Origin of the sequence: Pseudomonas sp. PDM16 (assembly GCF_014851865.1) — a bacterium.
Classification (GTDB): Bacteria; Pseudomonadota; Gammaproteobacteria; order Pseudomonadales; family Pseudomonadaceae; genus Aquipseudomonas.
In genome coordinates this window covers 121,787-147,481 of sequence record NZ_JACVAM010000003.1, presented here as the reverse complement: position 1 = coordinate 147,481, position 25,695 = coordinate 121,787, and the positions used below count along the sequence as shown (strand labels likewise).

Sequence of the window (25,695 nt, the reverse complement as noted above, 5' to 3'; positions counted from 1 at the left end):
CCTGATGATCGGTCAATCGGCGCGCTTGGTTTCGATACGTACCAGGCGGTTACCTTGGAAGGTGAGGATGCTGAGCATTCCATTGGTGGGGCCGTAGACCCACTCTTCGATGACGAGCTCTCGATCGCCGTAGGTGCCTCCGGTGTAACCAACCAGATCACGGTGAGAGGGCTCGCCGCACTTGCGTTCCACTTCGAAGGCGCGGTCGCCTTCGTTGACCAGCTTGCTTCCACAGCGTAGCGTTCCCGCCTCTGCCGAACCGTAGCTCAACATCAGTGCCGTGAGCCAGAAATACCTGTTCATTACATGCTTCCCAGATGCAGTGTCGTCGCCACGCGGTTATCAGTTTGATCCTTGGTCAGAGTGACATCGAGTAGATAGATGCGCTGATCCTCCAGGCCGCCGCGTTCCACGAGGTAATCCTTGATACTGGCCGCTCTGGCCTGCCCAAGGCGCCGCAGCAATAACTCGCTCCCGGACCAGGACTGCACAACGGCTTCGTGCATTTTTACTGTGCGCTCTTCATCCGGCAGCTCATTCCATTCTGCCGGTGGCTGTTGCTTCAGGCGCGCCCTGTAGATGCCTTCGAGTAGCGCCGGCTTATCGTCTTCGTCCACTACCAGCAAGGTAGGATCGGCAGGGACCTGATCTCCGCTGCGCTGCAGTATCTTGTACTGGGTGTTCTGGTACTCGAGCTCTAGGCGGGCCAAAGCCAGCAGCGGGCCATCGTTGGCTTCGGCGCTCATTCCCTCCACCTCCAGGCGCAGCACGGGGCGCTCCTTGAGTGCAGAGGCCAAGGTGTCCAGGGATTTCTGTGCGGCTTCATCCAGTTCACTACTGCCGGGAGCGAACAGCACCTGGCTAAGGTCGGTATCGCTGCCGCCAACCAGGCCGGCGATGAACTTGAACGGTGCCTGGGCTGCGCGTAGCACCAGATTACGCATGGTCTGCCAGACAATGGGCATGACGCTGAACTGCGGGTCGTTGAGATTGCCCTTTACCGGTAGCTGGATATCGATGTTGCCCTTGGTGTCCTTGAGCAGAGCCACGGCTAGACGGATCGGTAGATCCACGGCGTCCTTGCTGTCCACCTTCTCGCCCAGCTGCAGGTCCTCTAGCAGCAGCTTGTTCTCGGCGTTCAGCTGGCCCTTCTCGATTTGGTAGTGCAGGTCCAGGTTCAGACGGCCCTTGCGGATGCGGTAGCCGGCGAACTTGCCGGAGTACGGGGTAAGGGTGGTCAGCTCGACGTTCTTGAAGCTGGTGGCGATATCCAGGCTGTTCATCGGGTCGAATGGGGTCAGCCCGCCCTTGATGGTGACTGGCGCGTACTTGTCTACCTTGCCCTTGATATCGACGCTGGCGGTCTTCGGGCTCTGGTTGTCCAGCGTGCCGATCTGGCCGTTGAGCTGCTGGATGGCGGTAGCGAAGTTGGGCGTCAGGCTGAGGTCGGCGAAGTTGGCCGAGCCATCCTTGATGCTTACCCCGCCGATGCGAATCGGTAGCGGCTTGCCGGCCGTTTCGGCCTTAGCGTCGGGCGTGGCTGGCTGCGGGATCATTAGATCGTTGACGTTGGTGGTCAGGTCCTCGTTGATGATGAAGCGCGCATAGGGTTGCTGCAGGTTGATCTGCTTGATCACCAGGCCCTCACCGTGGCGATAGTCCAGGCCCTCGACGACCAGTTGCTGCCACTTGAGGAAGTCGCGGTCCTTGATGGTGTCCAGGGTGTGCAGCTGATTGACCTCGGCCCGCCCGCCAATGCTGAAGGCCAGCGGCTCGACGCCCTTCAGGTCCACGGCCAAGTCGCTGCCGAGCTGGCCGCTGCGCAGCTCCAGGCGCACGAAGGGGCTGATGTAGGACTGGGCCAGGCGCAGGTCGATGTCGCGGGTAGCCACCTGCAGCTTGGCGGTGGTCGGCTGCAGCTGGACCTGGCCTTCGGCCTTGATTTGACCGCGCTTGTTCACTCCCGTGTCCAGCTTGAGGCCGAAGGGCGAGGTGCCGAGGCTGTCGAAGTCCTTGATGTCGAGGTTGAGCGGCGCCAGGTCGAGTTTGACCTCCTGGCTGCCTGCGGCGCGGTCGGCCAGGTGGATCTGGTACTCGCGCAGTTGTACATCGCGCAATAGCACCTGCCAGGGCTTGGCTGGTTCTGCCGGCTCGGCCGGTGCCGCGGCGCTGGCGGTCTGCTGCTGGGCATCCGCGGGCGCGGGTTCGTCTTTCTCTGCCGCTGCGGGTGCGGGCGTTGAGCCGGCACCACCCTCGTTTGCGGTCGGAGCCTCGGGAGCGGTGTTGAGCGCTGGCTCCGCAGTAGGCGCGGCTGCCGGTGTCTGCTTGCTATGACTGGCGAACAGTTTCTGCCAGTCCAGCTGGCCATCCTTCTCGCGGGCCGCCCAGGTCTCCAGCTTGTGGCTGCGGATCTTGCCGATCACCACCCGCTGCTTGGCCAAGTCCAGGCTGGTTTCACTGACATCCAGGCGCTCCAGACGCACCAGCGGCTTGTCCTCGGGGCTCTTGATGGCGAAGGTGGAGAGCGCAGCACTGACGTTGCTCAGCTGCAGCTCGGTGCCCTTGGACAGGTTCAGCGAGTAGTCGGCGCTGAGGTCGAGCACGCCGTCCTCCAGCACCAGTGGCACCGCGTCGCGCACGTAGGGCCACACGCCCTTGAGCTTGCCGTCGGTAATCTTGAGCTGGCCCTTGGAGGTGATCGGAGTGAGGCTGACCTGGCCCTGCCAGTCAATGCGCCCGCCGCGCGGACCGATGGCGACCATCTGCATGTCGGCATTGTCGTCGGGCAGGGTGCTGAGGTTCTTCAGCTCCAGGTTGAGCGAGTCGTAGATGAACTCTACCGGCTCGCTCGGGCGCAGGTCCTCGAAGTGCAGGCCGTTCTCGATCAGCTCGATGCGGCCGATGCGCAGCGGGAAGGGTTCGCTCGGCTCTTCTGTCGCGGGTTTCTCTGCGGCCGGCGGTAGCCGGAAAAGGCCGGTCAGATTGAGCTTGCCGTCCTTGGCGAACAGCACCTCGGTATGCGCCTTCTCCAGCTCGATATCGGCCAGGTGCAGGGCGCCGCTCCACAGGCTGTCGAGCTGCAGGTTGGCGTACAGGCGCTGGAAGGCCACCTGCGGCTTGTCCGCCTCGCCGATATGCAGGCCCCAGAGCTGCAGCTCCAGGCTGAAGGGGTTGAGCTCGATGCGCTCCAGGCGCGCCGGAACGGTGGCCAGCTGGGCCAGTTGCTGGTTGGCCACTCGCAGCGCAATGCCTGGCAGGATCAGGAAGCCAAGCAGGCTATACAGGCCGAATGCGATCGCGAGGGCGTAGGCGGCGCGTTTCAATCCTTTGGGCATGGTGCAGCACATCTTCCAGGCTGAGACGCCTGGAGTATGGCATGGGCCGTCATGCTTTGTGGGCCAGCACTGTGCCCCTGTGACCGACTTAGAAGCGCAGCACCAGGGTCTTCAGTGGTGGCTGGCCGTCGCGCGAGGGAAAGTCGGCAGCAGGGGTGATCTGCTCGTATTCGCGCACCGGGCGACCGAGTTTCTCGGCGCAGCGCAGCACCTGCGGACGCCAGTCGTCCATCGCCACTTTTGCCAGGTTGTTGCAGCAGATCAGCACGCCATCGTCGGCGGTGGCGAGGATGGCTGGCTTGAGCAGGCTCTGGTAGTCGCGCAGTAGGTCGACGGTGCCGAAGGCGCTCATGGCCCAGGCCGGAGGGTCGAGCAGCACCAGGTCGAACTGGCGTTGTTCCAGGCGCGGATAGCTGGGCAGCTTCTGCCCGCGACGAGAGGCGATGGGCAGCCCGGCCAGTTGACGGATGGCGGGAAAGTAGTCGGACTGCACGAAGTCCATCGCCAGGCCCGGATTGAGCGCCACGTTCTCGCGGCCTACTGCCAGGTTTCCCTCGGCGAAGTCCAGGTTGAGTACCTCGCGCGCGCCGCCCGCCGCGGCGCACAGGCCGACGCCGCAGGTGTAGGCGAACAGGTTGAGCACGCTCTTGCCAGCGCTGTTGGCCTTGACCCAGCCGCGGGCGTTGCGCAGGTCGAGGAACAGCAGCGGGTCCTGGCCCGGATGGCGCCCGCGCACCCGGTAGTTGAGTCCCCACTCCTGGCCGACCTGATCTTCCAGCGCCTCGGGCGTGGCCTGGTACACCGCATCGCGGCGGTCGACGCGTGAGTTGCCGCCGGAGCGGTCGTTGTAGACCAGCTTCAGGTCGAGGCCGAGGTGCTGGTTGATGGTCGCGTGCAGGGCGAGCAGGGCATCGGTTTCCAGCGTCTGGTGGAAGCTCTGCACCATCAGTTGCGGGCCGTAGCGGTCCACGGTGAGGCCGGGGGCGCCTTCCTGGCTGCCGTGGAACAGGCGGTAGCAGTCGGTCTGCTGCTGGTGCAGTTCGGCCAATAGCGGCTGGCGGGCATCGAGGGCGGCATGGAGCGCCTGGTCGAGAGAGGACATGCGCGGCGTCTCGGAGCGGGAGGGCGCGCAGTTTACCAAGAAAAACGCCGGCTCTAGGCCGGCGTTAGTCTCGTCGCGAGTCGGGTCAGGCGCGTTCGATCGCCAGCGCCACACCTTGACCGCCACCGATGCACAGGGTGGCCAGGCCCTTCTTGGCATCACGCTTGATCATCTCGTGCAGCAGGGTCACCAGCACGCGGCAGCCGGAGGCGCCGATGGGGTGGCCGAGGGCGATGGCACCGCCGTTGACGTTGACCTTGGTCGCATCCCAGCCCAGCTCCTTGCCCACCGACAGGGCCTGGGCGGCGAAGGCTTCGTTGGCCTCGATCAGGTCGAGGTCGGCCAGTTGCCAGCCGGCCTTCTCCAGGCAGCGCTTGGTTGCGGAGACCGGGCCGATGCCCATGATCGCCGGGTCGACGCCAGCGTTGGCGTAGGCGGCGATCTTGGCCAGTACCGGCAGGCCCAGGGCTTTGGCTTTCTCGGCGCTCATCAGCAGTACGGCAGCCGCGCCGTCGTTGAGGCTGGAGGCGTTGCCGGCGGTGACGCTGCCGTCCTTCTTGAACGCCGGCTTGAGCTTGCTCAGGGCTTCGGCGGTGGTGCCGGCGCGTGGCTGCTCGTCGGTGGCGAAGCTGACCGGGTCGCCCTTGCGCGAGGGGATCAGGATCGGGGTGATTTCGTCATTGAAGCGGCCGGCCTCGATGGCGGCCACGGCTTTCTGCTGCGAGGCGGCGGCGAAGGCGTCCTGCTGCTCGCGGCTGATGCCGTATTTCTCCACCAGGTTCTCGGCGGTGATACCCATGTGGTAGTCGTTGAAGGCGTCCCACAGGCCGTCCTGGATCATGGTGTCGACCAGCTTGCCGTGGCCCATGCGCTGGCCGGTGCGGGCGGCGGGCATGACGTAGGGCGCCAGGCTCATGTTCTCCATGCCACCGGCGATGATGACGTCGGCGTCGCCGCAGCGAATCGCCTGGGCGCCCAGGTGCAGGGCCTTGAGGCCGGAGCCGCAGACCTTGTTCAGGGTCAGCGCCGGCACGGCGTTCGGCAGGCCGGCCTTGATCGAGGCCTGGCGGGCGGTGTTCTGCCCGGCGCCGGCGGTCAGCACGTGGCCGAGAATCACTTCGTCCACTTCGTTGCCGTTGATACCGGTCTGTTCCAGCAGGCGCTTGATCACGGTGGCGCCCAGCTCGACGGCGGGGACGCCGGCCAGGGAGCCCTGGAAGCTGCCGATGGCGGTGCGGGTGGCGGCGACGATGACGACTTCTTGCATGACGGGCTCCTCGAAATCGGGGCGCGCACGGTGGGCGCGACGGGGGCGTTATGTTGGCATAGGCGTTCCGAACCCGGCCAGTGCAGGGTGCGACCGCTCAGTCGCGCGGCGGCAGGCCCATGCGCTGGCGCGCGCGATGTACCGCGCCGCCGCGCACGGCCCAGCGCAGCGTCGGTGCCAGGCTGTTCACCCCGGCGCGAATGGCGCGGCTGCGGGCCGAGCTCATCGGTGTGCCGAGCATGACCTGAGCCCACTCCGGCAGCAGGTCGAAGCCAGCTTGCATCAGCAGCTTGCCCACCGGTACGGCCAGGGCACTGGGCGCCGGTGCGCCCTGCAGGATGCGCAGGATCTCCCGCGAGCGCTCATCACACAGCAGCTGCGGGCGCACGGCGGCGAGGTAGGCGGCGACTTCGGCGCGCGAGCGCGGCACGTTCTCGGCACCGAGGCGTTCGGCGATCAGCGCCACCTCGGCGTAGTAGCGATCCTGATCGGCCGCGCTCAGTTGCGGGTTGCGGTAGCGCAGGTGGGCGGCGAGGAAGCTGGAGACTTCGGCCACGTGCACCCAGGTCAGCAGTGCCGGGTCGCTGGCGGCGTAGGGGCGGCCATCCGGCGCGGTGCCAACCACCTTGAGGTGGATGGTGCGCACCTTGTCGATCAGCCACTCAGCATCGCGGCGCGAGCCGAAGGTGGTACCGGAGATGAACTGGCCAGTACGGCGCAGGCGGCCGATCAGGTCTTCGCGAAAATTCGAGTGGTCCCACACCCCAGCCAGCGCGAGAGGGTGCAGGGCCTGCAGCAGCAGGGCGCTGATGCCGCCGATCATCATGCTGGTGAAGTCGCCATGCACGCGCCAGCACACTGCATCGGGGCCGAACAGGCCGGGGTCGCCCTGGGGCTGGCTGAAGTCGATCTGGCCGAGGGCGATGCCGCTGAGGCTGAGGACCTGCTGCTCGATGCGCTGACGGAGGAATTCCATGGGGTACGGCTCGGCGAAGGGGCGGGAGCCGGGCGGCTCCCGCACTGTGCCGCGATTCTACTTGTTCAGGCGCTGCTCGATCAGGCTGTCCACCACCGACGGATCGGCCAGGGTCGAGGTGTCGCCCATGTTGTCCAGCTCGTTGCAGGCGATCTTGCGCAGGATGCGGCGCATGATCTTGCCTGAGCGGGTCTTGGGCAGGCCCGGCGCCCACTGGATCATCTCCGGCTTGGCGAAGCTGCCGATCTCCTTGCCGACCAGGGCCAGCAGTTCCTTCTTCAGCTCGTCGGAAGGCTCCAGGCCCTTCATGGTGGTGACGAAGGCGTAGATGCCCTGGCCCTTGAGGTCGTGCGGATAGCCGACCACGGCGGCCTCGGCCACGGCGTCGTGCAGCACCAGAGCGCTCTCCACCTCGGCGGTGCCGATGCGGTGGCCGGAGACGTTGATCACGTCGTCCACGCGGCCGGTGATCCACCAATAGCCGTCTTCGTCGCGACGCGCGCCGTCGCCGGTGAAGTAGTAGCCGGGGTAGGGTTTGAAGTAGGTGTCGATCATCCGCTGGTGGTCGCCGTAGACGCTGCGGATCTGGCTCGGCCAGCTTGCCTTGATCGCCAGCACGCCGGCACCGGGGCCGTCGATTTCCTTGCCCTGCTCATCGAGCAGCACCGGCTGCACGCCGAAGAACGGCCGAGTGGCCGAGCCGGGTTTCAGGTCGGTGGCGCCGGGCAGGGGAGTGATCAGGATCGAGCCGGTCTCGGTCTGCCACCAGGTGTCGACGATCGGGCAGCGCTGCTCGCCGACCACGTTGTAGTACCACTCCCAGGCCTCTGGGTTGATCGGCTCGCCCACCGAACCGAGCAGGCGCAGGCTGCTGCGGTCGGTGGCCTTCACCGCGGCCTCGCCTTCGCGCATCAGCGCGCGCAGGGCGGTTGGCGCGGTGTAGAAGATGTTGACCTGGTGCTTGTCGATCACCTGCCAGAAGCGCGAGGCGTCCGGGTAGTTGGGCACGCCCTCGAACATCAGAGTGACGGCGCCGTTGGCCAGCGGGCCGTAGACGATGTAGCTGTGGCCGGTGACCCAGCCGACGTCGGCGGTACACCAGTAGATGTCGCCCTCGTGGTAGTCGAACACGTACTTGTGGGTCAGCGCGGCGCCCAGCAGGTAGCCGCCGGTGGTGTGCAGCACGCCCTTGGGTTTGCCGGTGCTGCCCGAGGTGTAGAGGATGAACAGCGGATCCTCGGCGTCCATCGGCTCGGCCGGGCAGTCGGCGCTGACTTCCTTGAGCGCCTGGTGGTACCAGAGGTCGCGGCCTTCGACCCAGGCGATCTCGCCCTGGGTGCGCTCGACCACCAGCACGGTGCTGACGTTCGGGCAGCTCTGCAGGGCCTTGTCGACGTTGTTCTTCAGCGGGATGTACTTGCCGCCGCGCACGCCCTCGTCGGCGGTGATCACGGTGCGGCAGTCGGCATCGAGGATGCGGTCGCGCAGGGCGTCCGGGGAGAAGCCGCCGAACACCACCGAGTGGATGGCGCCGATACGCGTGCAGGCCAGCATGGCGTAGGCCGCTTCCGGCACCATGGGCATGTAGATGCACACCCGGTCGCCCTTCTTCACGCCGCGGCTCTTCAGCACGTTGGCCAGGCGGCTGACGTTGTGGTGCAGCTTGTTGTAGGTGATGTGCGCCGACTCGGCCGGGTTGTCGCCTTCCCAGATGATGGCGATCTGTTCGCCGCGCTTCTCTAGATGGCGGTCGATGCAGTTGTAGGCAACGTTGAGCTGGCCGCCCTTGAACCAGCGCGCCTCGCCCTTGGCCAGGTCGCTGTGGTGCAGCTCGTCCCAGGGCTTGAACCAGTGCAGGAAGGCCTTGGCCTGTTCGCTCCAAAAGGCGTCTGGCTGCTCGATGGACTGCTGGTAGAGGCGCTGGTAGGCCTCGTTGTCGAGGAGCGCGCGGTGGCGCACGCTGTCGGGCACGGGGTGGCGGGTGATCTCGAACATGGCTGGGCCTTTGTTATTGTGGGTTCGATGTGGAATTAGGTTGAACCAAGCAACTGCTTGGTTCAAGTGCCAGCGTCTTACTGCGGCGCGCGTGGGTACTCGAGTTGCTGTATCACCAGCCTCTCGGTGGCGGCTCCATAACGTTCGGCAATGTCGCGCAGGGCCAGTTCCAGGCTGGCCATTGCTGTGGTCTGTTCGTTCGGGGCTGGCAGCAGTTGCAGGTCGCTGCGTGGCTGCAGGGGCAACAGTAGCAGTCCTGCGTGACTGCGCACCGGCCCCGGTGCCACGGCCAGTACCTCGCTGCGGAAGGTGCGCCCGTAGGCGTCGGCGCGCAGGGCCAGGGCCACTTCATCGAAGCCCTCCGTGACCACCAGGCCGAGACGCTGGTGCCGCCAGAAGGCCAGCCAGTTGCCGGCGGCCGTCAGGTAGTCACCGCTGCTGAAACCGAAGTCGCTGCTGGCGTGCCGGGCCGACCAGTCCTGCACGCCGATCTCCTGCGCCAGGTGTTCGGCCCGCGCTGTGCCGGCAATGGCTTCGACCAGGGCCAGGCTAAGCGGCACGGCAGCACTGATACCGGCACTGCTGACGATACGCCCGTCCACCACATAGCGGCGGTCGGTTTGCCAGTCGGTCTCGGGGAACAGCTCCTCGCGCTCTTCGTGCGAATACCAGTGGCCGGTGGCGCGGCGCCCTTGCAGCAGGCCTGCGTGGCCGAGCAACAGTACACCGTCGCAGATGGCCAGCAGGGTTGCTCCCTTGGCGGCCTGCTCGGCCAACCAGGTGGTGAGGCGCGGATCGTCGCTGTGGTGCACGGCAGGCACTATCAGGTAGTCGGCGCCTTCGGGGTGGTCGCGGTCGAACTCGGTGAGGCCGGCCTGCGCCTGGATTCGCAGTGCCGGCATCATCTCGATGGGGCCCGGGTCACGGGCCAGGGCCACCAGATCGGCGACATCGGCGCGGCTGAGGATGCCGTAGGGCACCAGGTAGTCGGCCAGTTCGGTCATCCGGTTATCGCCCACTACCGCCACCAAGGGGCGTTCGCGACCGAAGCGTGGTTCATAGGCAGGCAGGCGCTCCCCGCCCAGGGTGGGCAGCGACAACAGCAGGAACAGGGTGAGCAGGGCAGGGCGCATAAGGATTCTCCGCAATGGACGGAGTCGCAGTCTGTGCGGGTGCGGATTGGCGTGAATGACATTAATAGATGAAAATCTGCCAAGCCCTTCCGAGAGCCATGCCATGCCATCGCCCCACGAGGTTCTACTGCTGGTGTTCCCCGGCTTCCAACTGCTCGATGCCAGCGGCCCGGCCGAAGTATTCGCCGCAGCCAATGATCTACAGGGCCGGCCGCTGTATCGCCTGCGCCTGATCTCGCAGGAAGGTGGCCTAGTGGCGTCGTCCACCAGTCTGGCCATGCAGACTGAGTCGCTGCCGCCGGCGGATGAACTGGCTGGCTGTACCTTGCTGGTCAGCGGTGGCTTCGGTGTGCAGCAGGCCATGGGCCGGGGCCAGTTGGCCGCTTGGCTGAGGCAGGCGGCGCTGCTGCTGATGCGTTGCGTATCGGTGTGTACCGGTGCTTTCCTGCTGGCCCAGGCCGGCCTACTCGACGGACGCCGCGCGACCACCCACTGGCGTTACGCCGAGCTTTTGCAGCGGCTGTTTCCCCAGGTGCAGGTCGAGGCGGATGCGTTGTTCGTCGAGGAGGAGCGGCTGTTCAGCTCGGCTGGCGTCAGTTCCGGCATCGACCTGTGTCTGGCCCTGCTGGAGGCCGATCACGGTCGCGAGTTGGCGCTGCAGGTGGCCAAGGGTCTGGTGGTGCATTTGCGCCGCGGCGGCGGGCAGCGCCAGTTCAGTGCCGAGCTGCTGGCCCAGGCGGCCGAGCCAGGCGGTGTGAGCGCGGAACTGGTGGAGTGGCTGCGTGAGCATTTGCACGAGGGGCTGGATATCGAGCGGATGGCAACGGCGCTGGCACTCTCGCCGCGCAGCCTGCACCGGCACTGCCAGGCGGAGCTGGGCATAACGCCTGCGCGCCTGGTGCTACAGCTGCGCCTGGAGCGTGCCTGTCGTCTGCTGGAGAACGGCGCTCCATCGCTGAAGCGGGTGGCGCAGCAGACTGGTTTCGTCAGCGAGTACAACCTGCGGCGGGCCTTCCAGCAGGCGCTGGGCATTGCGCCCAGCGACTATCGAGCACGTTTCAGCCGCGGTGACGACCACGGAAGAAGTCGATCAGGCCCTGGGTAGAAGCATCTTCGGCTGGCGCGGCATCCCAGGCGGTCAGGCGTTGATAGACACCCTTGCCGAGGTCCTTGCCCAGTTCCACGCCCCATTGGTCGAAGGCGTTGATACCCCAGATCACGCTCTGCACGAATACCTTGTGCTCGTACATCGCCACCAGCGCGCCGAGGCGACGCGGGCTGATGCGTTCCAGCACCAGGGTGTTGCTCGGGCGATTGCCGGGAATCACCTTGTGCGGCGCCAGGCGCTGCACTTCGTCTTCGCTCATGCCGTTGGCGCGCAGCTCGGCTTCGGCCTCGCTGCGGCATTTGCCGAGCATCAGCGCCTGGCTCTGCGACAGACAGTTGGCGTACAGCCACTGGTGATGGTCGGCCACCGGGTTGTAGCTGACCACCGGCACGATGAAGTCCGCCGGAATCAGCGGAGTGCCCTGGTGCAGCAACTGGTGGTAGGCGTGCTGGCCGTTGCAGCCGACACCGCCCCAGATCACCGGACCGGTCTCGGTGTTCACCGGGCTGCCGTCCTGGCGCACGCTCTTGCCGTTGGACTCCATGTCCAGCTGCTGCAGGTGCTTGGTGATGTTCCGCAGGTAGTGGTCGTAGGGCAGGATCGCGTGGCTCTGTGCACCCCAGAAGTTGCCATACCAGACGCCGAGCAGGGCCAGCAGCACCGGCATGTTCTTCTCGAACGGCGCGGTGCGGAAGTGGGTGTCCATGCTGTAGGCGCCGGACAGCAGCTCCTTGAAGTTGGACATGCCCACGGCCAGAGCGATCGGCAGACCGATGGCCGACCACAGCGAGTAACGCCCGCCGACCCAGTCCCACATGGGGAAGATGTTCTTCTCGCGGATGCCGAACTCGATGGCTGCCTTGTTGTTACTGGTGACGGCGATGAAATGGCGGTACAGCTTCTCTTCGGTACCACCACGGGCCAGGTACCAGGAGCGTGCGGCCTGGGCGTTCTTCAGGGTTTCCAGGGTGCCGAACGACTTGCTGGAGACGATGAACAGAGTGGTCTCGGCATTCAGCTTGGCCGTCACATCGTGGAATTCGCTACCGTCGATATTGGCCAGGTAGTGGCAGCGCACGCCGTTCTGGGTGAACGGCAGCAGGGCCTCGGAGACCAGCTGTGGGCCGAGGAAGGAGCCGCCGATACCGATGTTGACCACGTCGGTGATGGTCTTCTCGCTGTAGCCGCGCCACTGGTTGCTGTGGATGCGGCCGACGATGTCGGTCATCTGGTTGAGCACGCGGTGCACTTCCGGCATCACGTTGACGCCGTCGACCCTGACGCAGTCGCCGATCGGCCGGCGCAGCGCGGTGTGCAGGGCAGGGCGGCCCTCCGAGGCATTCAGCTGCTCGCCGTTGAACAGCGCCTCGATGGCTTCCTGCAGGCCGGCTTCGCGCGCCAGGGCGACCAGCAGAGCACGGGTTTCTTCGCTGAGCAGGTTCTTCGAGTAGTCGAGGAAGATGCCGCTGGTGCTCATGGAGAAGTGCTCGAAGCGCTGCGCATTGCTGGCGAAGGCCTCGCGCATGCTGAAGCCCTGCATGGTCTGGCGATGCTGGCGCAGGTCCTGCCAGGCCTTCAGGGTGGTGACATCGAGCGGGTGCTGGTAGTACGCCATGGGCGGAGAGTTCCTTGTTGTACGGCGTTTCGGGCATTAAAAAGCCCGGAGGGTTCCGGGCTTGGAGTTTAGCGGTACAGGCCTGGATCAGGCGACCTGCACCGGAATCGCGTTGCTGGTGTGGCTCAGCTCGCCATCGGCGCCCATATACAGCACGCGCGGCTGGAAGTTGGCCAGCTCGGCTTCGTTGTAGTGGGCGTAGGCGCAGATGATCACGCGGTGACCGACACCGGCCTTGTGCGCGGCGGCGCCGTTGACCGAGATGATCCTGGAGCCTTCCTCACCGCGGATGGCGTAGGTAGTGAAGCGCTCGCCGTTGTCCACGTTGTAGATCTGGATCTGCTCGTATTCACGGATGCCGGACAGATCGAGCCACTCGCCGTCGATGGCGCAGGAGCCCTCGTAGTCGAGCACCGCGTGGGTGACGATGGCGCGATGCAGCTTGGCCTTGAGCATGATGGCGTGCATGACTACTTCCCTCTCGGAATACGGCGGCGGCAGAGTGTGCCCGAACCCCCGGAGGGGTTCAATACAGACGATTTGCGGGTTACAGGTCGAAGGCCAGGTTGTCGATCAGGCGTGTGTTGCCTATGAAGGCTGCACCGAGTATCACCAGATGCCTGTCGTCCGCCTTTGCCGGGCGCAGGCTCATTGCTTCACGAATTTCCAGATAGTCCGGGCGGAAGCCGGCGCTCAGCAGGCTGGCCTGGCCGCGCTCGATCAGTTGGGCGAACTGGCGGTCGCCGTCGTGGATGGCATCGGCCAGCTGCTGCAGCGTGTGATGCAGGGCCGGGGCAGCTGCGCGTTGCTCGGCGCTCAGGTAGCCGTTACGCGAAGACAGTGCCAGACCATCCTCGGCACGTACGGTCGGCTCGCCGATAATCTGAATAGGCATGTTCAGGTCGCGCACCAGGGTGCGGATCACCGCCAGCTGTTGGAAGTCCTTCTCGCCGAATACGGCGATGTCGGGCTGGACCATGTTGAACAGTTTGGTCACTACCGTGGCCACGCCCTCGAAATGGCCTGGGCGGCTGGCGCCGCATAGGCCCTCGGAGACGCCAGGAACGCCGACGCGGGTTTGGCCTGCCTGGCCGTTGGGATACATCTCTTCCACCTCTGGGTGGAACAACAGGTGGCAACCGGCTGCCACCAGCTTGTCCTGGTCGGCAGCGAGTGTGCGCGGATACTTGGCCAGATCCTCATTGGGACCGAACTGCAGCGGGTTGACGAAGATGCTGGCGACCACGAAGTCGGCGCGCTGTCCGGCCTTCTCCACCAATGCAACGTGGCCCTCGTGCAGGTTGCCCATGGTTGGTACGAAGGCGATGCGCTTGCCTTCGCCGCGTGCGCGCGCCACGGCGGCGCGCAGTTCCAGTACGGTCTTGACGGTGTTCATGCGGAGAAACCGTGCTCCTCGGCGGGGAAGCTGACGTCCTTCACTGCACGCACGTAGGCGGCGAAGGCCGCCTGGATGTTCGGTTGGCCTTCCATGAAGTTCTTCACGAACTTCGGCGCGCGGCCGGTCAGCGACAGGCCAAGCATGTCATGCATCACCAGTACCTGGCCGTCGGTGGCTGAGCCTGCGCCGATACCGATCACCGGAATCTTCACCGATTGGCTGATCTCGGCGGCCAGCTCGCTGGGGACGCATTCGAGCAACAGCATGGCGGTGCCGGCCTGTTCCAGGGCCATGGCATCGGCACGTAGCTGGCGGGCAGCGGCTTCACCGCGACCCTGTACCTTGTAGCCACCGAATACGTTGACCGCCTGTGGAGTCAGTCCCAGATGTGCGCATACCGGTACGCCGCGCTCGGCCAGTTGGCGGATCGGCTCGGCCAGCCAGCTGGCGCCCTCAAGTTTGATCATATGAGCGCCGGCCTGCATCAGCACAGCGCTGCTGGCGAAGGTCTGCTCAGGGGTGGCGTAGGCCATAAACGGCAGGTCGGCGAGGATCAGCGCACCCTGGTTACCACGCTTCACCGAGGCAGTGTGGTAGGCCATGTCGGCGAGCGATACCGGCAGGGTGCTGTCGTGGCCCTGAAGGACCATGCCCAGGGAGTCTCCCACCAGCAGCACTTCCACACCGGCCTGGCAGGCTGCCTGGGCGAGGGTGGCGTCATAGGCGGTCAGCATGGCGATCTTCTCGCCCTTCTGCTTCAGGCCCAGCAGGGTGCTTACGGTTACATCAGGCATGGGAGATTCCTCATCAGCGGGCCGGATTGCGATGCTTGTGGCAGCTTCTCGGCTTCTAGGGCGGCGCTGTCTGCACCGCCTCGGGGCAACGGGACGCCTATAGTCCCGATGGGGGGGCATGAAGTCAATCGCGGGTGTTACCGGTCTGTTACGGCGTTACCCGCGCCAGACGATCAGCCAGCAAGTCGCTCCAGGCCCTCGTAAGGGCAGGCGGCGAGCAGCTCGTCCAGAAGGCGCCCATCGGGCAGTTGCAGCTGCGGAGCTATCTCGGCCAACGGGTAGAGCACGAAGGCGCGGGCATGCATGTGGTAGTGGGGAACAGTCAGGCGCTCACAGGTGAGTGAGCGGCCGCCGAACAGCAGGATATCCAGGTCCAGGGTGCGCGGGCCCCAGCGCTCGGCCTTGCGTACTCGACCCTGTTCCAGTTCGATGAGCTGCAGGGCGTCGAGCAGTTGCAGCGGCGCCAGCTCGGTATCCAATGCAGCCACGGCGTTGACGTAGCGTGGCTGGTCGGCTGGGCCCAGCGGATCGCTGGCATAGAAGGAGGAGGTGGCGGCCAGGCAGCTTCCCGGTAGCGAGGCGATGGCGGCGAGTGCCGCCTCGATCTGCTGGCGTGGCTCGGCCAGGTTGCTACCGAGGCCGATGTAAACCCTTTCCACGGCCTATTCGCTGGCCGGCGCGTCGTTGCGTGGGCCGCGACGGCGGTTGCGCCCACCGCGGCGACGCTTGCGTGCCGGCGCGCCTTCACCGCCTTCTTCCTGGCGATTGCCGAGGTCGCGGATCATTGCGCGGCGCTCACTGTCGCTGGCGTCCTGGTAGTCAGTCCACCAGTCGCCGAGGCCGTCGGTCTGCTCGCCGGCGTCCTCGCGCAGCAGCAGGAAGTCGTAGCCGGCGCGGAAACGTGGGTTCTCCAGCAGTAGATCGGCGCGCTTGCCCTGGCGGCGCGGCAGGCGCTCCTGCATGTCCCAGATCTCGCGGATCGGGATGGTGAAGCGCTTGGGAATGGCAATGCGCTTGCACTGCTCGACGATCAGGTCGTGCGCGGCTTCCTGCATGGCCGGGATCGGGGGCATGCCGCGTGCCTGCAGCTGCGCTGCACGAGCCGGAATGGCTGGCCAGAGCAGGGCGGCGAAGAGGAAGGCAGGAGTCACCGGCTTGCCCAGGGCAATGCGCTCGTCGGTGTTGCCCAGGGCCTGGCGGATCAGGTTGCCGGTATATTCGGGGTTGTGCTCCAGCGCCTTGGCACTGGCCGGAAACAGCGGAGCGAACAGGTCATATTCGACCAGCAGTTCGAAGGTGCGCTCGGCGTGACCCGCGAGGAACAGCTTGAGCACCTCGTCGAACAGACGAGCCGAGGGTATGTCGCGCAGCATGGGTGCCAGGCGGCGGATCGGTGCGGCGCTGTGGTTCTCGATCTCGAAACCCAGCTTCGCGGCGAAGCGCACGGCGCGCAGCATGCGCACCGGGTCTTCCAGATAGCGCTGCTCGGGATCGCCGATCAGGCGAATCAGGCGGTTGCGGATGTCGTGCACGCCATGGGCGTAGTCGAGCACGCGTTCGCCGCTGATATCGAAGTACAGGGCGTTGATGGTGAAGTCGCGGCGCTGGGCATCACTCTCCTGGGTGCCGTAGACGTTGTCGCGCAGAATACGCCCGCTCTCGTTGCGCGAGGACAGATGGCTGTCTTCCTCGTCGTCGCCCTGCGGGTGATTGCTGCGGAAAGTGGCGACCTCGATGATCTCACGGCCGAAGTGCACATGGGCCAGCTTGAAGCGGCGGCCGATCACCCGGGCATTGCGGAACTCGGCGCGCACCTGTTCGGGGGTGGCGCTGGTGGCCACATCGAAGTCCTTGGGCTGTACGCCGATCAGCAGGTCGCGCACGCAACCGCCGACCAGGTAAGCCTGATAACCGGCCTTCTGCAGGCGATCCACCACGTTCACCGCGTTACGGCTGAACTGGCCGCGCTGCAGCGAATGCTGGCGGGGGCCCAGAACTTCTGGCGTGCTGCGAGGGCGAGCTTGGCGCTTGAGCGATAGCGGTGAACGGAGGGACTTGAACAGCTTTTTCAGCATGGGAGGCACTGTTTGCAGGGATAAGCGGCCGGAAACGCCGGTAACCGCACGATTGGCGCGGATTCTAGCATTGGCAAGGAGAATGGTGGAGAAGGCAGGCTGGGGAAGGGAAGAGAGGTAAAGCTACTGGGGGAGCCGAGGCTCCCCCCCAAATAGGTGCGTGCTTTGTTTTTATTATTGTGTCGGGCCTGTTGTTTTTGTTGTAGGCCCGTTTGAGGTATCCCAATTCGGGTACCAGGAGCAAACGGATTGCTTTGAATGCTGATATTGCCAAAATCTTTCCGTGATCCAACCAGTGCAGGCGCTGCTTTAGTGCAGTTTTTGTTGTTCTCGGCCTGGTCATGGGGCGAGCCCCAGAGGCAAATCTTTTCCAAAAGAATCAGTTAGCTGCGCCTCCGCGTTGTTGTTTTTGTTGTGCTAGAGCCGTTTCGTATTGTTTTTGTTATTGAGGTTTCAAGCGTTTTTATTGTTGTTGTGCCAGAGATAAAGCAGATGTCGTGCCAGTTTTTAAATTTACTTATTTTTCAATGAGTTATGTTTTTAGGCTTCAATCCTTGGGCACAAAAAAGCCGGGTTCTCGTTACCGATGAACCCGGCTTTGTTACGTGATGTTGATCTGGGGTAACAGCTGGGGAACCAAGTGGCTCCTCTCCTGTCGCCGACTCAGCCCGTGATGGCTCCCGATTTACGCCGGGGGATACCCAGGCGCTGGCGGCGCTCCCACAGGCACTTGCGGCTGATGCCGAGCTTGCGGGCCAGCTCTGTCTCGGTCATGTGGTCCTGATGCTCGAGCACGAAGTGCTGGAAGTAATCCTCCAGGGAAAGATCTTCGGTCGGTTCATGGTTGCTGGTGCTGGATGGCTGCTGAGGTTGCTCGGCGAAGTCATCGTTCAGGTCGTCCAGTTCAATATCGATGCCCAGTAGCTCGGCGGAGATATCGTTACCCTCGCAGAGGATCACCGAGCGCTCGATGGCATTCTCCAGCTCGCGCACGTTGCCCGGCCAGGGATAGTGTCGAATGGCCTGTTCCGCGTCATGGGCGAAACGCAGGCCCTGGCGCCCCATGCGCTCGGACTGCCGGATGAGAAAGGACTGGGCGATCTCCAGTACGTCGGCGCCGCGCTCGCGCAGCGGGGGTAGCTTGAGGGCGATGACGTGCAGGCGGTAATACAGGTCTTCGCGGAACTGGCCGGTCTTGGCCAGTGTCTTGAGGTCTCGGTGGGTGGCTGCGATCAGGCGCACGTCCACCTTCTGCGATTGCACCGAGCCCACTCGTCGGATCTCGCCCTCCTGCAATACGCGCAGCAGGCGAGCCTGAGCTTCCAGCGGCAGTTCGCCGATCTCGTCGAGGAACAGGGTGCCGCCGTCGGCGGCCTCCACTAGGCCGGCGCGGCCGGCACTGGCACCGGTGAAGGCGCCTTTTTCATGGCCGAACAGCTCGGATTCGATCAGGGTTTCCGGGATCGCCGCGCAGTTCACCGAGATCAGTGGTGCCTTGGCCCGTTTGGACAAGTTGTGCAGGGCGCGGGCGACCAGTTCCTTGCCGGTACCGGATTCGCCCTGCACCAGTACGTTGGAGTCGGTGGGGGCGACCTTGCGAATCTTGCCGTAGAGGTCCTGCATGGCAGCGCAGGAGCCGATGATGCCGATATCGCCCTCGGCGGCGGCACTGGCCTTGCCTGCGGACTTGCTCGGCGCCTCGCTGGGCGGATTGCGGCGTGCTTCCTGGTTGTCGCGCAGGATGCGGGCCACCGCCTGGAGCATCTCGTCATGGTCGAAGGGCTTGGCGATGTAGTCCACCGCGCCCATCTTCATCGAGTCGACCGCCGAACGCAGGCTGGCGTAGCTGGTCATGATCAGTACCGGGATGCCCTCGGCCAACTTGATCAGTTCGGTACCGGGGGCGCCGGGAAGGCGCAGGTCGCTGACGACCAGATCGAAGGACGGGATGCTGTAGCGCTCCTGGGCCTCCTGCACCGAACCGGCCTCGCTGACCTGATACTGGTTGCGTTCCAGCAGGCGGCGCAGGGCGGAGCGGATGATGGTTTCGTCTTCGACGATGAGGATATGCGGCATTGATTCTCTCTCGACGGTCTCCGAACCGCGTGGGGCACGCTGTACGGGCTCTCGGCGGTTCTAGGTCACTACTCAGGTCGCTACGGACGTCGCTTCGACATAACGCGGCAGGGTAACGCGGAATCGGGTTCCGCGCTGGCGTTCCGGGTCGGCCGGGCTGTCGATGGTGATCTGTCCATAATGCTCTTCCACGATCGAATAGACCAGCGCGAGCCCCAAACCGGTGCCCTTGCCTGGATCCTTGGTGGTGAAGAAGGGCTCGAACAGGCGGTCCATGATTGCCTGCGGAATGCCTGTGCCTTCGTCCTCGACTACCAGCTCGACACTCTGTTCGGTGGCCTCGCTGGTGACGCGGATCGCGCCACCGGACGGGGAGGCGTCACGGGCATTGGAAAGCAGATTGATCAGCACCTGGGCCAGGCGCTGGGGGTCGCCCTTGGCCAGGTGGTCGGGATCGCACAGATTGAAGAACTGCACTTCGGTGCTGTTGCGGTTCAGCGACAGCAGGCCGATGGCGTCCTGAGCCACGTCGGCCAGGCTCACCGGGTACTCGGCGCGCTGCTGCTGGCCGGCGTGGGCGAAGTTCATCAGTGACTGGACGATCCGCGAGATGCGCTTGGTCTGATCGATGATCTGCGTGCTCAGCTCGGCCACTTCCTCGTCATCCTCGCGTTCCTCGCGCAGGTTCTGCGCCAGGCAGGCGATGCCGGTGACCGGGTTGCCGATCTCGTGGGCCACGCCAGCGGCGAGGCGACCGATGCTGGCCAGGCGCTCGGAGTGCACCAGTTGATCTTCCAGCACGCGGGTTTCGGTGACGTCCTCGACCAATAGCACCAGGCCGGTATTGCCGGGCGCTAGGGGCTCGTCGATCGCGGCCTTGTGCAGGTTGAGCCAGCGCACTTCGCCATCCAGGGCCAGGTGCTGCTTGTGCTGGTGCTCTTCGTCCTGTTCGATGAAGTCCTGCAGCAGGCTGCGCCAGGGTTCCTCCAGGCTGGTCAGGCGCGAGCCGACCACCTGTTGTGCGCTGATGTCGGTCAGCTCCTCCATGGCGCGGTTCCACATCAACACTTCCTGGTCCTTGGCCAGCGAACACACGCCCATCGGCAGTTCCTGCAGCGTCTGGCGATGGAAGCGGCGCAGGGCGTCGAGCTCCGCAGCGAGGCCGGTGAGGCGCGACTGATAGTCCTCCAGCCGGCTCTCGATGAAGTGGATGTCCTCGCTGATGTAGGCTTCGCTGCCGGATTTGTAGGGCAGGAAGGTTTCCACCATGTCCTGGGCTACGCTGGGGCCCATCAGGCCCGACAGATTGGCCTCGACCCGATCACGCAGGCGGCGCAGGGCATAGGGGCGGCGCTCGTCGAACGGCAGATGCAGGTCGCGCAGCGCCCGCTCCACTTCCTTCTGCGCGGTGACGGCGCCGAGCGGCTTGGCCAGTTCGGCGGCGAACTCCTGGGGTGAACCCGCCAGCAGTTCGCGACGCTGTGGGCGGCGCACGTTGTCGACGGTGCAGGCCTCGGCCGCGCTCCTCTCTTCGTCACTGGCCTCGCTGAACAGCGACACCAGGGTGAATACCAGCACGTTGGCGGCCAGCGAGCCGACGGCGGCCAGGTGCCAGCTGTTCTCGTCGAGCACGTAGACGATGTCGAACCACGGCAGGTGCACGCCCTGCAGGTTGCTGACCAGTGGCACCAGCATGCTCACCGCCCAGACGACGATGCCGGCGAGGAGGCCTGCGATGAAGCCGCGATGGTTGGCCGTGGGCCAGTACAGCACCGAGAGCACGCCGGGGAGGAACTGCAGGGTGGCGACGAAGGCGACGATGCCGAGGTTGGCCAGGTCCTGTTCGGCGCCGAGCAATAAATAGAAGCCATAGGCCGCGGCGATGATGGCCAGGATCAGGCCGCGGCGCGTCCACTTCAGCCAGCGATAGATGTTGCCTTCGGCTGGCGGTTGGTAAAGCGGTAGCACCAGGTGGTTGAGGGCCATGCCAGACAGCGCCAGGGTGCTGACGATGATCAGCCCACTGGAGGCCGACAGGCCGCCGACGTAGGCCAGCAGCGCCAGCTCGCGATTACCCATGGCCAGGCCCAGGCCCAGGGTGAAGTACTCGGGGTTGGTGGTGGCGCCTATCTTCAGGCTGGCCCACAGCACCAATGGCACTGCCAGGCTCATCAGTAGCAGGAGCAGCGGCAGGCCCCAGCTGGCGCTGACGATGGCCCGCGGGTTGAGGTTCTCGGTGAAGGTCATGTGATACATGTGCGGCATGACGATGGCCGAGGCAAAGAACACCAGCAGCAGGGTCCGCCACGGCCCCTCCTGTAGCGGCGTGTGCAGGTCCGCCAGCGCGCTCTGGTTCTGCTGCAGCCATTGCTCCAGTTCGCCGGGACCTCCGAACACGCCGTAGAGGGCGTAGAGTCCGATGCCGCCAAGAGCGATCAGCTTGATCACCGATTCGAACGCGATGGCGAACACCAGCCCCTCGTGCTTCTCTCGGGTGGCGATGTGGCGCGCACCGAAGAGGATGGTGAAGAGGGTGATCAGGGCGCAGAAGCCAAGGGCGAAGCGGTCCTGCAGCGGCTCGCGGGTGAGGATGCCGATGGAGTCGGCCACTGCCTGGATCTGTAGTGCCAGTAGTGGAAGCAGGCCGATCAGCATGAACAGGGTCGTCAGCACTCCGGCCCAGGTACTGCGGAAGCGGAAAGCGAACAGATCGGCTAGCGACGACAACTGATAGGTACGGGTGATGCGCAGGATCGGGTAGAGCAGCACCGGCGCCAACAGGAAGGCCCCCGTGACGCCGAGATAGCTCGCGAGAAAGCCGAAACCATACTGGTAGGCCAGGCCGACCGTGCCGTAGAACGCCCAGGCGCTGGCATAGACGCCGAGCGACAGGGTGTAGACCAGCGGGTGGCGGATGACCCAGCGTGGGATCAGGCCGCGCTCGCTGATCCAGGCAACACCAAACAGCAACAACAGATAGCCGGAGCTGATTAGGATCAGCTGGCTGAGGTCAAAGCTCGTCGGCATCGCGCTGGCTCTGCAGGATTAGGGTGACGACGATAAGGATCAGCCATAGCAGGTAGGGTCGATACCAGGCGCCATTGGCGTCGATCCACCAGTCCATGATGGCGGGCGAGAACAGGTAGATGCCCACTACCAGGATCAGCACCAGTCGGTAGATATACATAGATCGGGTCCGAAGGGGATGGGCCGATGGTACGGGAGCTCACCGTGTCGGGGAAGTTCCCGGGTGTGTTTGGGATGGCCGGATATCGAAGGGTATGCAGCCAGGCAAACGGTTGTGCCAGTGTTGGCGCCTCAGCGAAGCTGGGCTTCGGCCAGTGTTCGGCAGCGAGGGATTCGTTCCGCCTCCCAATGGGCGATGCCCCACGCCAGCGCTTCTCTGGGAGTGATGTGCGCCAGTTCGGCGGGAGGTTGCTGGCCGAGTGCTCGCAGGGCACGGGTCAGCAAAGGGGATGCCTGGTCGGGTGGTAGCGGTGGGGAGCGGTAGCTCTTGCCCAGCTTATGGCCGTCGGGCTGAATGATCAGGGGGACGTGGAGGTAGCGCGGCTGAGGTAACCCCAGTAGATCCTGCAGATACAGCTGGCGCGGCGTGGAGTCGAGCAGGTCCGCGCCGCGAACTACGTCGGTCACTCCCTGCCAGGCATCATCCAGCACTACGGCCAGTTGATAGGCGAACAGGCCGTCGCGGCGCTGGATGACGAAGTCGCCCACCTCACGACCGAGATGCTGGCGAAACTCACCTTGCACGCGGTCGATGAAGCGATATTCCAGCGATGGCACTCGCAGGCGGATGGCGGCGCCATCGGCGCAATGGCCGGCGTCGCGGCAGGTACCGGGATAGATGCCGCCGGAACCCTCAAGCTGCTTGCGCGAGCAGATACAGGCATAGGCCATTCCCTGGCTGAACAGGCGCTCGATCAGCGCGGCGTATTCCGCGTGGCGTGCGCTCTGTCGTGCCAGCTCGCCATCCCACTCGAAACCATAAGCCTCCAGCGTGTGCAGAATGGCATCCTGCGCACCCTGGACTTCCCGCGGAGGGTCGAGGTCCTCCATGCGCAGAAGCCACTTGCCACCAATGCTGCGGGCGTCCAGGTAGGACGCTAGCGCTGCGACTAGCGAGCCGAAATGCAGGTATCCGCTGGGAGTAGGCGCGAAGCGCCCTATATAGGAGGCGTCTTTCATGAGCGCGAAGCTGTGTTGCTATCCACCTTGGTGCGCCGATACCGGAGCGATGGGGCGCCAAAAATGAAACGGGGCGCCTTGGCGCCCCGTTCGGAATCAGGAACCGAGTTGCTTTTCCTTGATTTCCGCCAGCGTCTTGCAGTCGATGCACAGGGTCGCGGTCGGGCGGGCCTCCAAGCGGCGAATGCCGATCTCGACACCGCAGGAGTCACACCAGCCGTACTCGTTGTCCTCGATCAGCTGCAGTGTCTCGTCGATCTTCTTGATCAGCTTGCGCTCGCGGTCGCGAGCTCGCAGTTCCAGGCTGAATTCTTCTTCCTGGCTGGCACGATCTGCCGGATCGGGGAAGTTGGCTGCTTCGTCCTGCATGTGGTGCACAGTGCGATCCACTTCCTGCATCAGCTCCAGCTTCCACTTGTTGAGGATGCCGGTGAAGTGAGCCCGCATCGGCTCGCTCATGTATTCCTCGCCCTTCTTCTCTTTGTAGGGCTCGAAGCCACGAACTAGCTGGCTGTTGTCTTTCGCTTTTGTGGGCATGGATGACCGCCTCTCACTCTCTCTGATCCATTGCGCAGGATCGGTTCCTTTGCCGGCAAATGGCGCCGGGCCTGCGGCTGCAAGCCGGCGAACTTACCAGATCGATTCGGGCGATGCTACTCCCGGTTGTCTCGCGTCTTACAAGCCGTTCGGGCAGTTGGTTAGAATCTCCCCTTTTGTTCAATAAAGGAAGGCCGATGGCCCAGCCCTTCAGTGCGCGTAGTCGCGCCATAGAACCTTTCCACGTCATGGCGCTGCTGGCGCGTGCCAACGAACTGCAGGCCGCCGGCCACGACGTGATCCATCTGGAGATCGGCGAGCCCGACTTCACCACTGCCGAGCCGATTATCCGTGCCGGCCAGGCAGCATTGGCCGCCGGGCACACCCGCTACACTGCTGCGCGCGGCATCCCGCAGTTGCGTCAGGCCATCTCGGGTTTTTACGCCAGCCGCTATGGTGTGGATATCGACCCCGAACGCATCCTGATTACTCCCGGCGGTTCCGGGGCGCTGTTGCTGGCCTCCAGCCTGCTGGTCGATCCAGGGAAACACTGGCTGCTGGCCGATCCCGGCTACCCATGCAATCGGCACTTCCTGCGCCTGGTGGAAGGCGCTGCGCAGCTGGTGCCGGTCGGCCCCGAAAGTCGCTACCAGCTCACTCCGCAACTGGTCGAGCGGCACTGGGATGGCGACAGCGTCGGCGCCCTGGTCGCCTCGCCGGCCAACCCCACCGGTACCCTGCTGCACCTGGACGAGCTGGCTGCGCTGTCGAGTACGCTCAAGCAGCGTGGTGGTCATCTGGTGGTGGATGAGATCTACCATGGCCTGACCTATGGCACCGAAGCGGCCAGCGTGTTGGAAGTGGACGATGACGCCTTTGTCCTCAACAGTTTTTCCAAGTATTTCGGCATGACCGGCTGGCGCCTGGGATGGCTGGTGGCGCCGCCGAGCGCGGTGCCGGAGCTGGAGAAACTGGCGCAGAACCTCTATATCAGCGCGCCCTCCATGGCCCAGCATGCCGCTCTTGCCTGCTTCGAGCCGGCCACCCTGGCGATCTTCGAAGAGCGGCGCCACGAGTTCCAGCGACGTCGCGACTATCTGCTGCCGGCCCTGCGCGAACTGGGCTTCGGCATTGCCGTGGAGCCGGAAGGCGCCTTCTATTTATATGCCGACATCTCGGCCTTTGGTGGTGATGCCTTCGCCTTCTGCCGGCACTTCATCGAGACCGAGCTCGTCGCGTTCACGCCGGGGCTGGACTTCGGCCGCCATCTGGCCGGCCATCACGTGCGCTTCGCCTATACGCAGAGCATCGAGCGCCTGGAACAAGCCGTCGAGCGTATTGCCCGTGGCCTGAAGACCTGGAACCCCGATGCGCTTTGATCCGCCACTCGAGGAGGGGCGTCTGCTGCGGCGCTACAAACGCTTCCTGGCCGATATCGAAACGAGCAGCGGTGAGGCGCTGACCATCCACTGCCCGAATACCGGCTCCATGCTCAACTGCCTGGTGCCCGGTGGCCGTGTCTGGTTCAGCCGCTCCAACGACCCCAAGCGCAAGCTCCCGGGCACCTGGGAACTTGGCGAGACGACGCATGGTCGCCTCGCGTGCCTCAATACCGGACGTGCCAACGCACTGGTGGAGGAGGCGTTGCATGCCGGCATCATCACCGAGCTCGTCGGCTTCAGTGGCCTTAAGCGCGAGGTAGCCTACGGCACCGAGGGCAGTCGGGCGGATTTTCGGCTGGACTATGCCGCGGGCTCGGTCATGGTCGAGGTCAAGAGCGTCACCCTCGGGTTCTCCGATTCGGCAACCGCTGCCTTCCCCGATGCGGTGACCGAACGCGGTGCCAAGCACCTGCGCGAACTGACCACCTTGGCTCGGAACGGTGCCCGTGCGGTTTTGCTGTATTGCGTGAATCTGAGCGGAATCGATTCGGTACGTTCGGCTGCGGAAATCGACCCGGCGTATGCAGCGGCCTTGAAGACGGCGATAGCCGAGGGGGTCGAACTACTGGCCTATGGGGTCGACATCAGCCCGAGCGAAGTTCGTCTCATGCGCCGGCTGGCCGTGCAGATCTGAT

At 64.7% G+C, this 25,695-nt stretch carries 21 protein-coding genes; 3 read left to right on the top strand and 18 right to left on the bottom strand.

Annotation, left to right across the window (positions count from 1 at the left end; translation table 11 throughout):
* Window positions 1-12 precede the first annotated feature (12 nt).
* From IB234_RS12620 to IB234_RS12590, 7 genes are all read right to left on the bottom strand, one after another.
* On the bottom strand, window positions 13-303 hold the full coding sequence (locus tag IB234_RS12620; protein WP_192318099.1) for a DUF2845 domain-containing protein: 291 nt from the start codon (window positions 301-303) through the stop codon (window positions 13-15).
* The gene (locus tag IB234_RS12615) at window positions 303-3,335 is read right to left on the bottom strand and encodes a DUF748 domain-containing protein (RefSeq protein ID WP_192318097.1); all 3,033 of its coding nucleotides are present in this window, start codon (window positions 3,333-3,335) and stop codon (window positions 303-305) included. The genes IB234_RS12620 and IB234_RS12615 overlap by 1 nt, the downstream gene beginning before the upstream one ends.
* Before the next feature lie 88 nt (window positions 3,336-3,423).
* Window positions 3,424-4,437 (bottom strand): class I SAM-dependent rRNA methyltransferase, encoded by a 1,014-nt coding sequence (locus IB234_RS12610; protein WP_192318095.1) that lies wholly within the window; start codon window positions 4,435-4,437, stop codon window positions 3,424-3,426.
* Between the two features lie 85 nt (window positions 4,438-4,522).
* A complete protein-coding gene (locus IB234_RS12605; protein WP_192318093.1) occupies window positions 4,523-5,704 on the bottom strand; it encodes an acetyl-CoA C-acetyltransferase in 1,182 nt (393 codons plus the stop codon).
* A 97-nt stretch (window positions 5,705-5,801) separates the two neighbouring features.
* On the bottom strand, window positions 5,802-6,680 hold the full coding sequence (locus tag IB234_RS12600) for an oxygenase MpaB family protein (RefSeq protein ID WP_192318091.1): 879 nt from the start codon (window positions 6,678-6,680) through the stop codon (window positions 5,802-5,804).
* Between the two features lie 57 nt (window positions 6,681-6,737).
* Window positions 6,738-8,675, bottom strand: a complete 1,938-nt coding sequence (gene acs, locus IB234_RS12595; protein ID WP_192318089.1) for an acetate--CoA ligase — start codon at window positions 8,673-8,675, stop codon at window positions 6,738-6,740.
* Between the two features lie 77 nt (window positions 8,676-8,752).
* Window positions 8,753-9,808, bottom strand: coding sequence for a DJ-1/PfpI family protein (locus IB234_RS12590; RefSeq protein ID WP_192318086.1), 1,056 nt, complete (start codon window positions 9,806-9,808; stop codon window positions 8,753-8,755).
* Window positions 9,809-9,911: 103 nt separating this feature from the next.
* Between IB234_RS12590 and IB234_RS12585 the strand changes: the two genes are divergently transcribed.
* A complete protein-coding gene (locus IB234_RS12585; protein ID WP_192318084.1) occupies window positions 9,912-10,913 on the top strand; it encodes a GlxA family transcriptional regulator in 1,002 nt (333 codons plus the stop codon).
* On the opposite strand, the gene pgi is transcribed toward IB234_RS12585, so the two are convergent.
* The 11 genes from pgi to dksA all read right to left on the bottom strand — a co-directional run bounded on the left by pgi (window position 10,867) and on the right by dksA (window position 23,618).
* Window positions 10,867-12,531 (bottom strand): glucose-6-phosphate isomerase, encoded by a 1,665-nt coding sequence (gene pgi, locus IB234_RS12580; protein WP_192318082.1) that lies wholly within the window; start codon window positions 12,529-12,531, stop codon window positions 10,867-10,869. The two genes, IB234_RS12585 and pgi, sit on opposite strands and share 47 nt — an antisense overlap.
* An 87-nt stretch (window positions 12,532-12,618) precedes the next feature.
* The gene (panD, locus tag IB234_RS12575; protein WP_192318080.1) at window positions 12,619-12,999 is read right to left on the bottom strand and encodes an aspartate 1-decarboxylase; all 381 of its coding nucleotides are present in this window, start codon (window positions 12,997-12,999) and stop codon (window positions 12,619-12,621) included.
* Between the two features lie 79 nt (window positions 13,000-13,078).
* Window positions 13,079-13,927, bottom strand: a complete 849-nt coding sequence (gene panC / locus IB234_RS12570; protein WP_192318078.1) for a pantoate--beta-alanine ligase — start codon at window positions 13,925-13,927, stop codon at window positions 13,079-13,081.
* Window positions 13,924-14,724 (bottom strand): 3-methyl-2-oxobutanoate hydroxymethyltransferase, encoded by an 801-nt coding sequence (gene panB / locus IB234_RS12565; protein ID WP_192318076.1) that lies wholly within the window; start codon window positions 14,722-14,724, stop codon window positions 13,924-13,926. Before panB ends, panC begins: the two co-directional genes overlap by 4 nt.
* A gap of 173 nt (window positions 14,725-14,897) precedes the next feature.
* Window positions 14,898-15,383 carry a 2-amino-4-hydroxy-6-hydroxymethyldihydropteridine diphosphokinase gene (folK, locus tag IB234_RS12560; RefSeq protein ID WP_192318074.1) on the bottom strand — a complete coding sequence of 162 codons (486 nt, stop codon included), beginning with the start codon at window positions 15,381-15,383 and terminating at the stop codon, window positions 14,898-14,900.
* 3 nt (window positions 15,384-15,386) lie between these two features.
* The gene (locus tag IB234_RS12555; protein WP_192318071.1) at window positions 15,387-16,799 is read right to left on the bottom strand and encodes a polynucleotide adenylyltransferase PcnB; all 1,413 of its coding nucleotides are present in this window, start codon (window positions 16,797-16,799) and stop codon (window positions 15,387-15,389) included.
* Window positions 16,800-17,462: 663 nt separating this feature from the next.
* Complete coding sequence (locus IB234_RS12550; RefSeq protein WP_192318069.1) at window positions 17,463-18,875, bottom strand: sigma-54-dependent transcriptional regulator; 1,413 nt, start codon at window positions 18,873-18,875, stop codon at window positions 17,463-17,465.
* Between the two features lie 72 nt (window positions 18,876-18,947).
* Entirely contained in the window at window positions 18,948-21,902 is a 2,955-nt protein-coding gene (locus tag IB234_RS12545) for a sensor histidine kinase (RefSeq protein WP_192318067.1), read from the bottom strand.
* The gene (locus IB234_RS12540) at window positions 21,886-22,062 is read right to left on the bottom strand and encodes a hypothetical protein (RefSeq protein WP_192318065.1); all 177 of its coding nucleotides are present in this window, start codon (window positions 22,060-22,062) and stop codon (window positions 21,886-21,888) included. The genes IB234_RS12545 and IB234_RS12540 overlap by 17 nt, the downstream gene beginning before the upstream one ends.
* Before the next feature lie 131 nt (window positions 22,063-22,193).
* Complete coding sequence (gene gluQRS / locus IB234_RS12535) at window positions 22,194-23,081, bottom strand: tRNA glutamyl-Q(34) synthetase GluQRS (protein ID WP_192318063.1); 888 nt, start codon at window positions 23,079-23,081, stop codon at window positions 22,194-22,196.
* A 96-nt stretch (window positions 23,082-23,177) separates the two neighbouring features.
* Window positions 23,178-23,618: an RNA polymerase-binding protein DksA gene (gene dksA / locus IB234_RS12530; protein WP_192318061.1), complete on the bottom strand. Its 441-nt coding sequence runs from the start codon at window positions 23,616-23,618 to the stop codon at window positions 23,178-23,180.
* 197 nt (window positions 23,619-23,815) lie between these two features.
* On the opposite strand from dksA, the gene IB234_RS12525 reads away from it, so the two are divergent.
* On the top strand, window positions 23,816-24,997 hold the full coding sequence (locus tag IB234_RS12525) for a pyridoxal phosphate-dependent aminotransferase (protein ID WP_192318059.1): 1,182 nt from the start codon (window positions 23,816-23,818) through the stop codon (window positions 24,995-24,997).
* Entirely contained in the window at window positions 24,987-25,694 is a 708-nt protein-coding gene (sfsA, locus tag IB234_RS12520) for a DNA/RNA nuclease SfsA (protein ID WP_192318057.1), read from the top strand. Before IB234_RS12525 ends, sfsA begins: the two co-directional genes overlap by 11 nt.
* Window position 25,695 lies beyond the last annotated feature (1 nt).

Coding starts and splice junctions, on each gene's coding strand:
- acs (WP_192318089.1), bottom strand. CDS start 8,675: ATGTTCGAGATCACCCGCCACCCCGTGCCCGACAGCGTGCGCCACCGC.
- IB234_RS12605 (WP_192318093.1), bottom strand. CDS start 5,704: ATGCAAGAAGTCGTCATCGTCGCCGCCACCCGCACCGCCATCGGCAGC.
- IB234_RS12545 (WP_192318067.1), bottom strand. CDS start 21,902: ATGCCGACGAGCTTTGACCTCAGCCAGCTGATCCTAATCAGCTCCGGC.
- IB234_RS12600 (WP_192318091.1), bottom strand. CDS start 6,680: ATGGAATTCCTCCGTCAGCGCATCGAGCAGCAGGTCCTCAGCCTCAGC.
- pgi (WP_192318082.1), bottom strand. CDS start 12,531: ATGGCGTACTACCAGCACCCGCTCGATGTCACCACCCTGAAGGCCTGG.
- panD (WP_192318080.1), bottom strand. CDS start 12,999: ATGCACGCCATCATGCTCAAGGCCAAGCTGCATCGCGCCATCGTCACC.
- IB234_RS12525 (WP_192318059.1), top strand. CDS start 23,816: ATGGCCCAGCCCTTCAGTGCGCGTAGTCGCGCCATAGAACCTTTCCAC.
- IB234_RS12555 (WP_192318071.1), bottom strand. CDS start 16,799: ATGCTGAAAAAGCTGTTCAAGTCCCTCCGTTCACCGCTATCGCTCAAG.
- sfsA (WP_192318057.1), top strand. CDS start 24,987: ATGCGCTTTGATCCGCCACTCGAGGAGGGGCGTCTGCTGCGGCGCTAC.
- panB (WP_192318076.1), bottom strand. CDS start 14,724: ATGCCTGATGTAACCGTAAGCACCCTGCTGGGCCTGAAGCAGAAGGGC.
- IB234_RS12550 (WP_192318069.1), bottom strand. CDS start 18,875: ATGCCGCATATCCTCATCGTCGAAGACGAAACCATCATCCGCTCCGCC.
- IB234_RS12610 (WP_192318095.1), bottom strand. CDS start 4,437: ATGTCCTCTCTCGACCAGGCGCTCCATGCCGCCCTCGATGCCCGCCAG.
- gluQRS (WP_192318063.1), bottom strand. CDS start 23,081: ATGAAAGACGCCTCCTATATAGGGCGCTTCGCGCCTACTCCCAGCGGA.
- IB234_RS12585 (WP_192318084.1), top strand. CDS start 9,912: ATGCCATCGCCCCACGAGGTTCTACTGCTGGTGTTCCCCGGCTTCCAA.
- dksA (WP_192318061.1), bottom strand. CDS start 23,618: ATGCCCACAAAAGCGAAAGACAACAGCCAGCTAGTTCGTGGCTTCGAG.
- panC (WP_192318078.1), bottom strand. CDS start 13,927: ATGAACACCGTCAAGACCGTACTGGAACTGCGCGCCGCCGTGGCGCGC.
- IB234_RS12540 (WP_192318065.1), bottom strand. CDS start 22,062: ATGTATATCTACCGACTGGTGCTGATCCTGGTAGTGGGCATCTACCTG.
- IB234_RS12615 (WP_192318097.1), bottom strand. CDS start 3,335: ATGCCCAAAGGATTGAAACGCGCCGCCTACGCCCTCGCGATCGCATTC.
- IB234_RS12620 (WP_192318099.1), bottom strand. CDS start 303: ATGAACAGGTATTTCTGGCTCACGGCACTGATGTTGAGCTACGGTTCG.
- IB234_RS12590 (WP_192318086.1), bottom strand. CDS start 9,808: ATGCGCCCTGCCCTGCTCACCCTGTTCCTGCTGTTGTCGCTGCCCACC.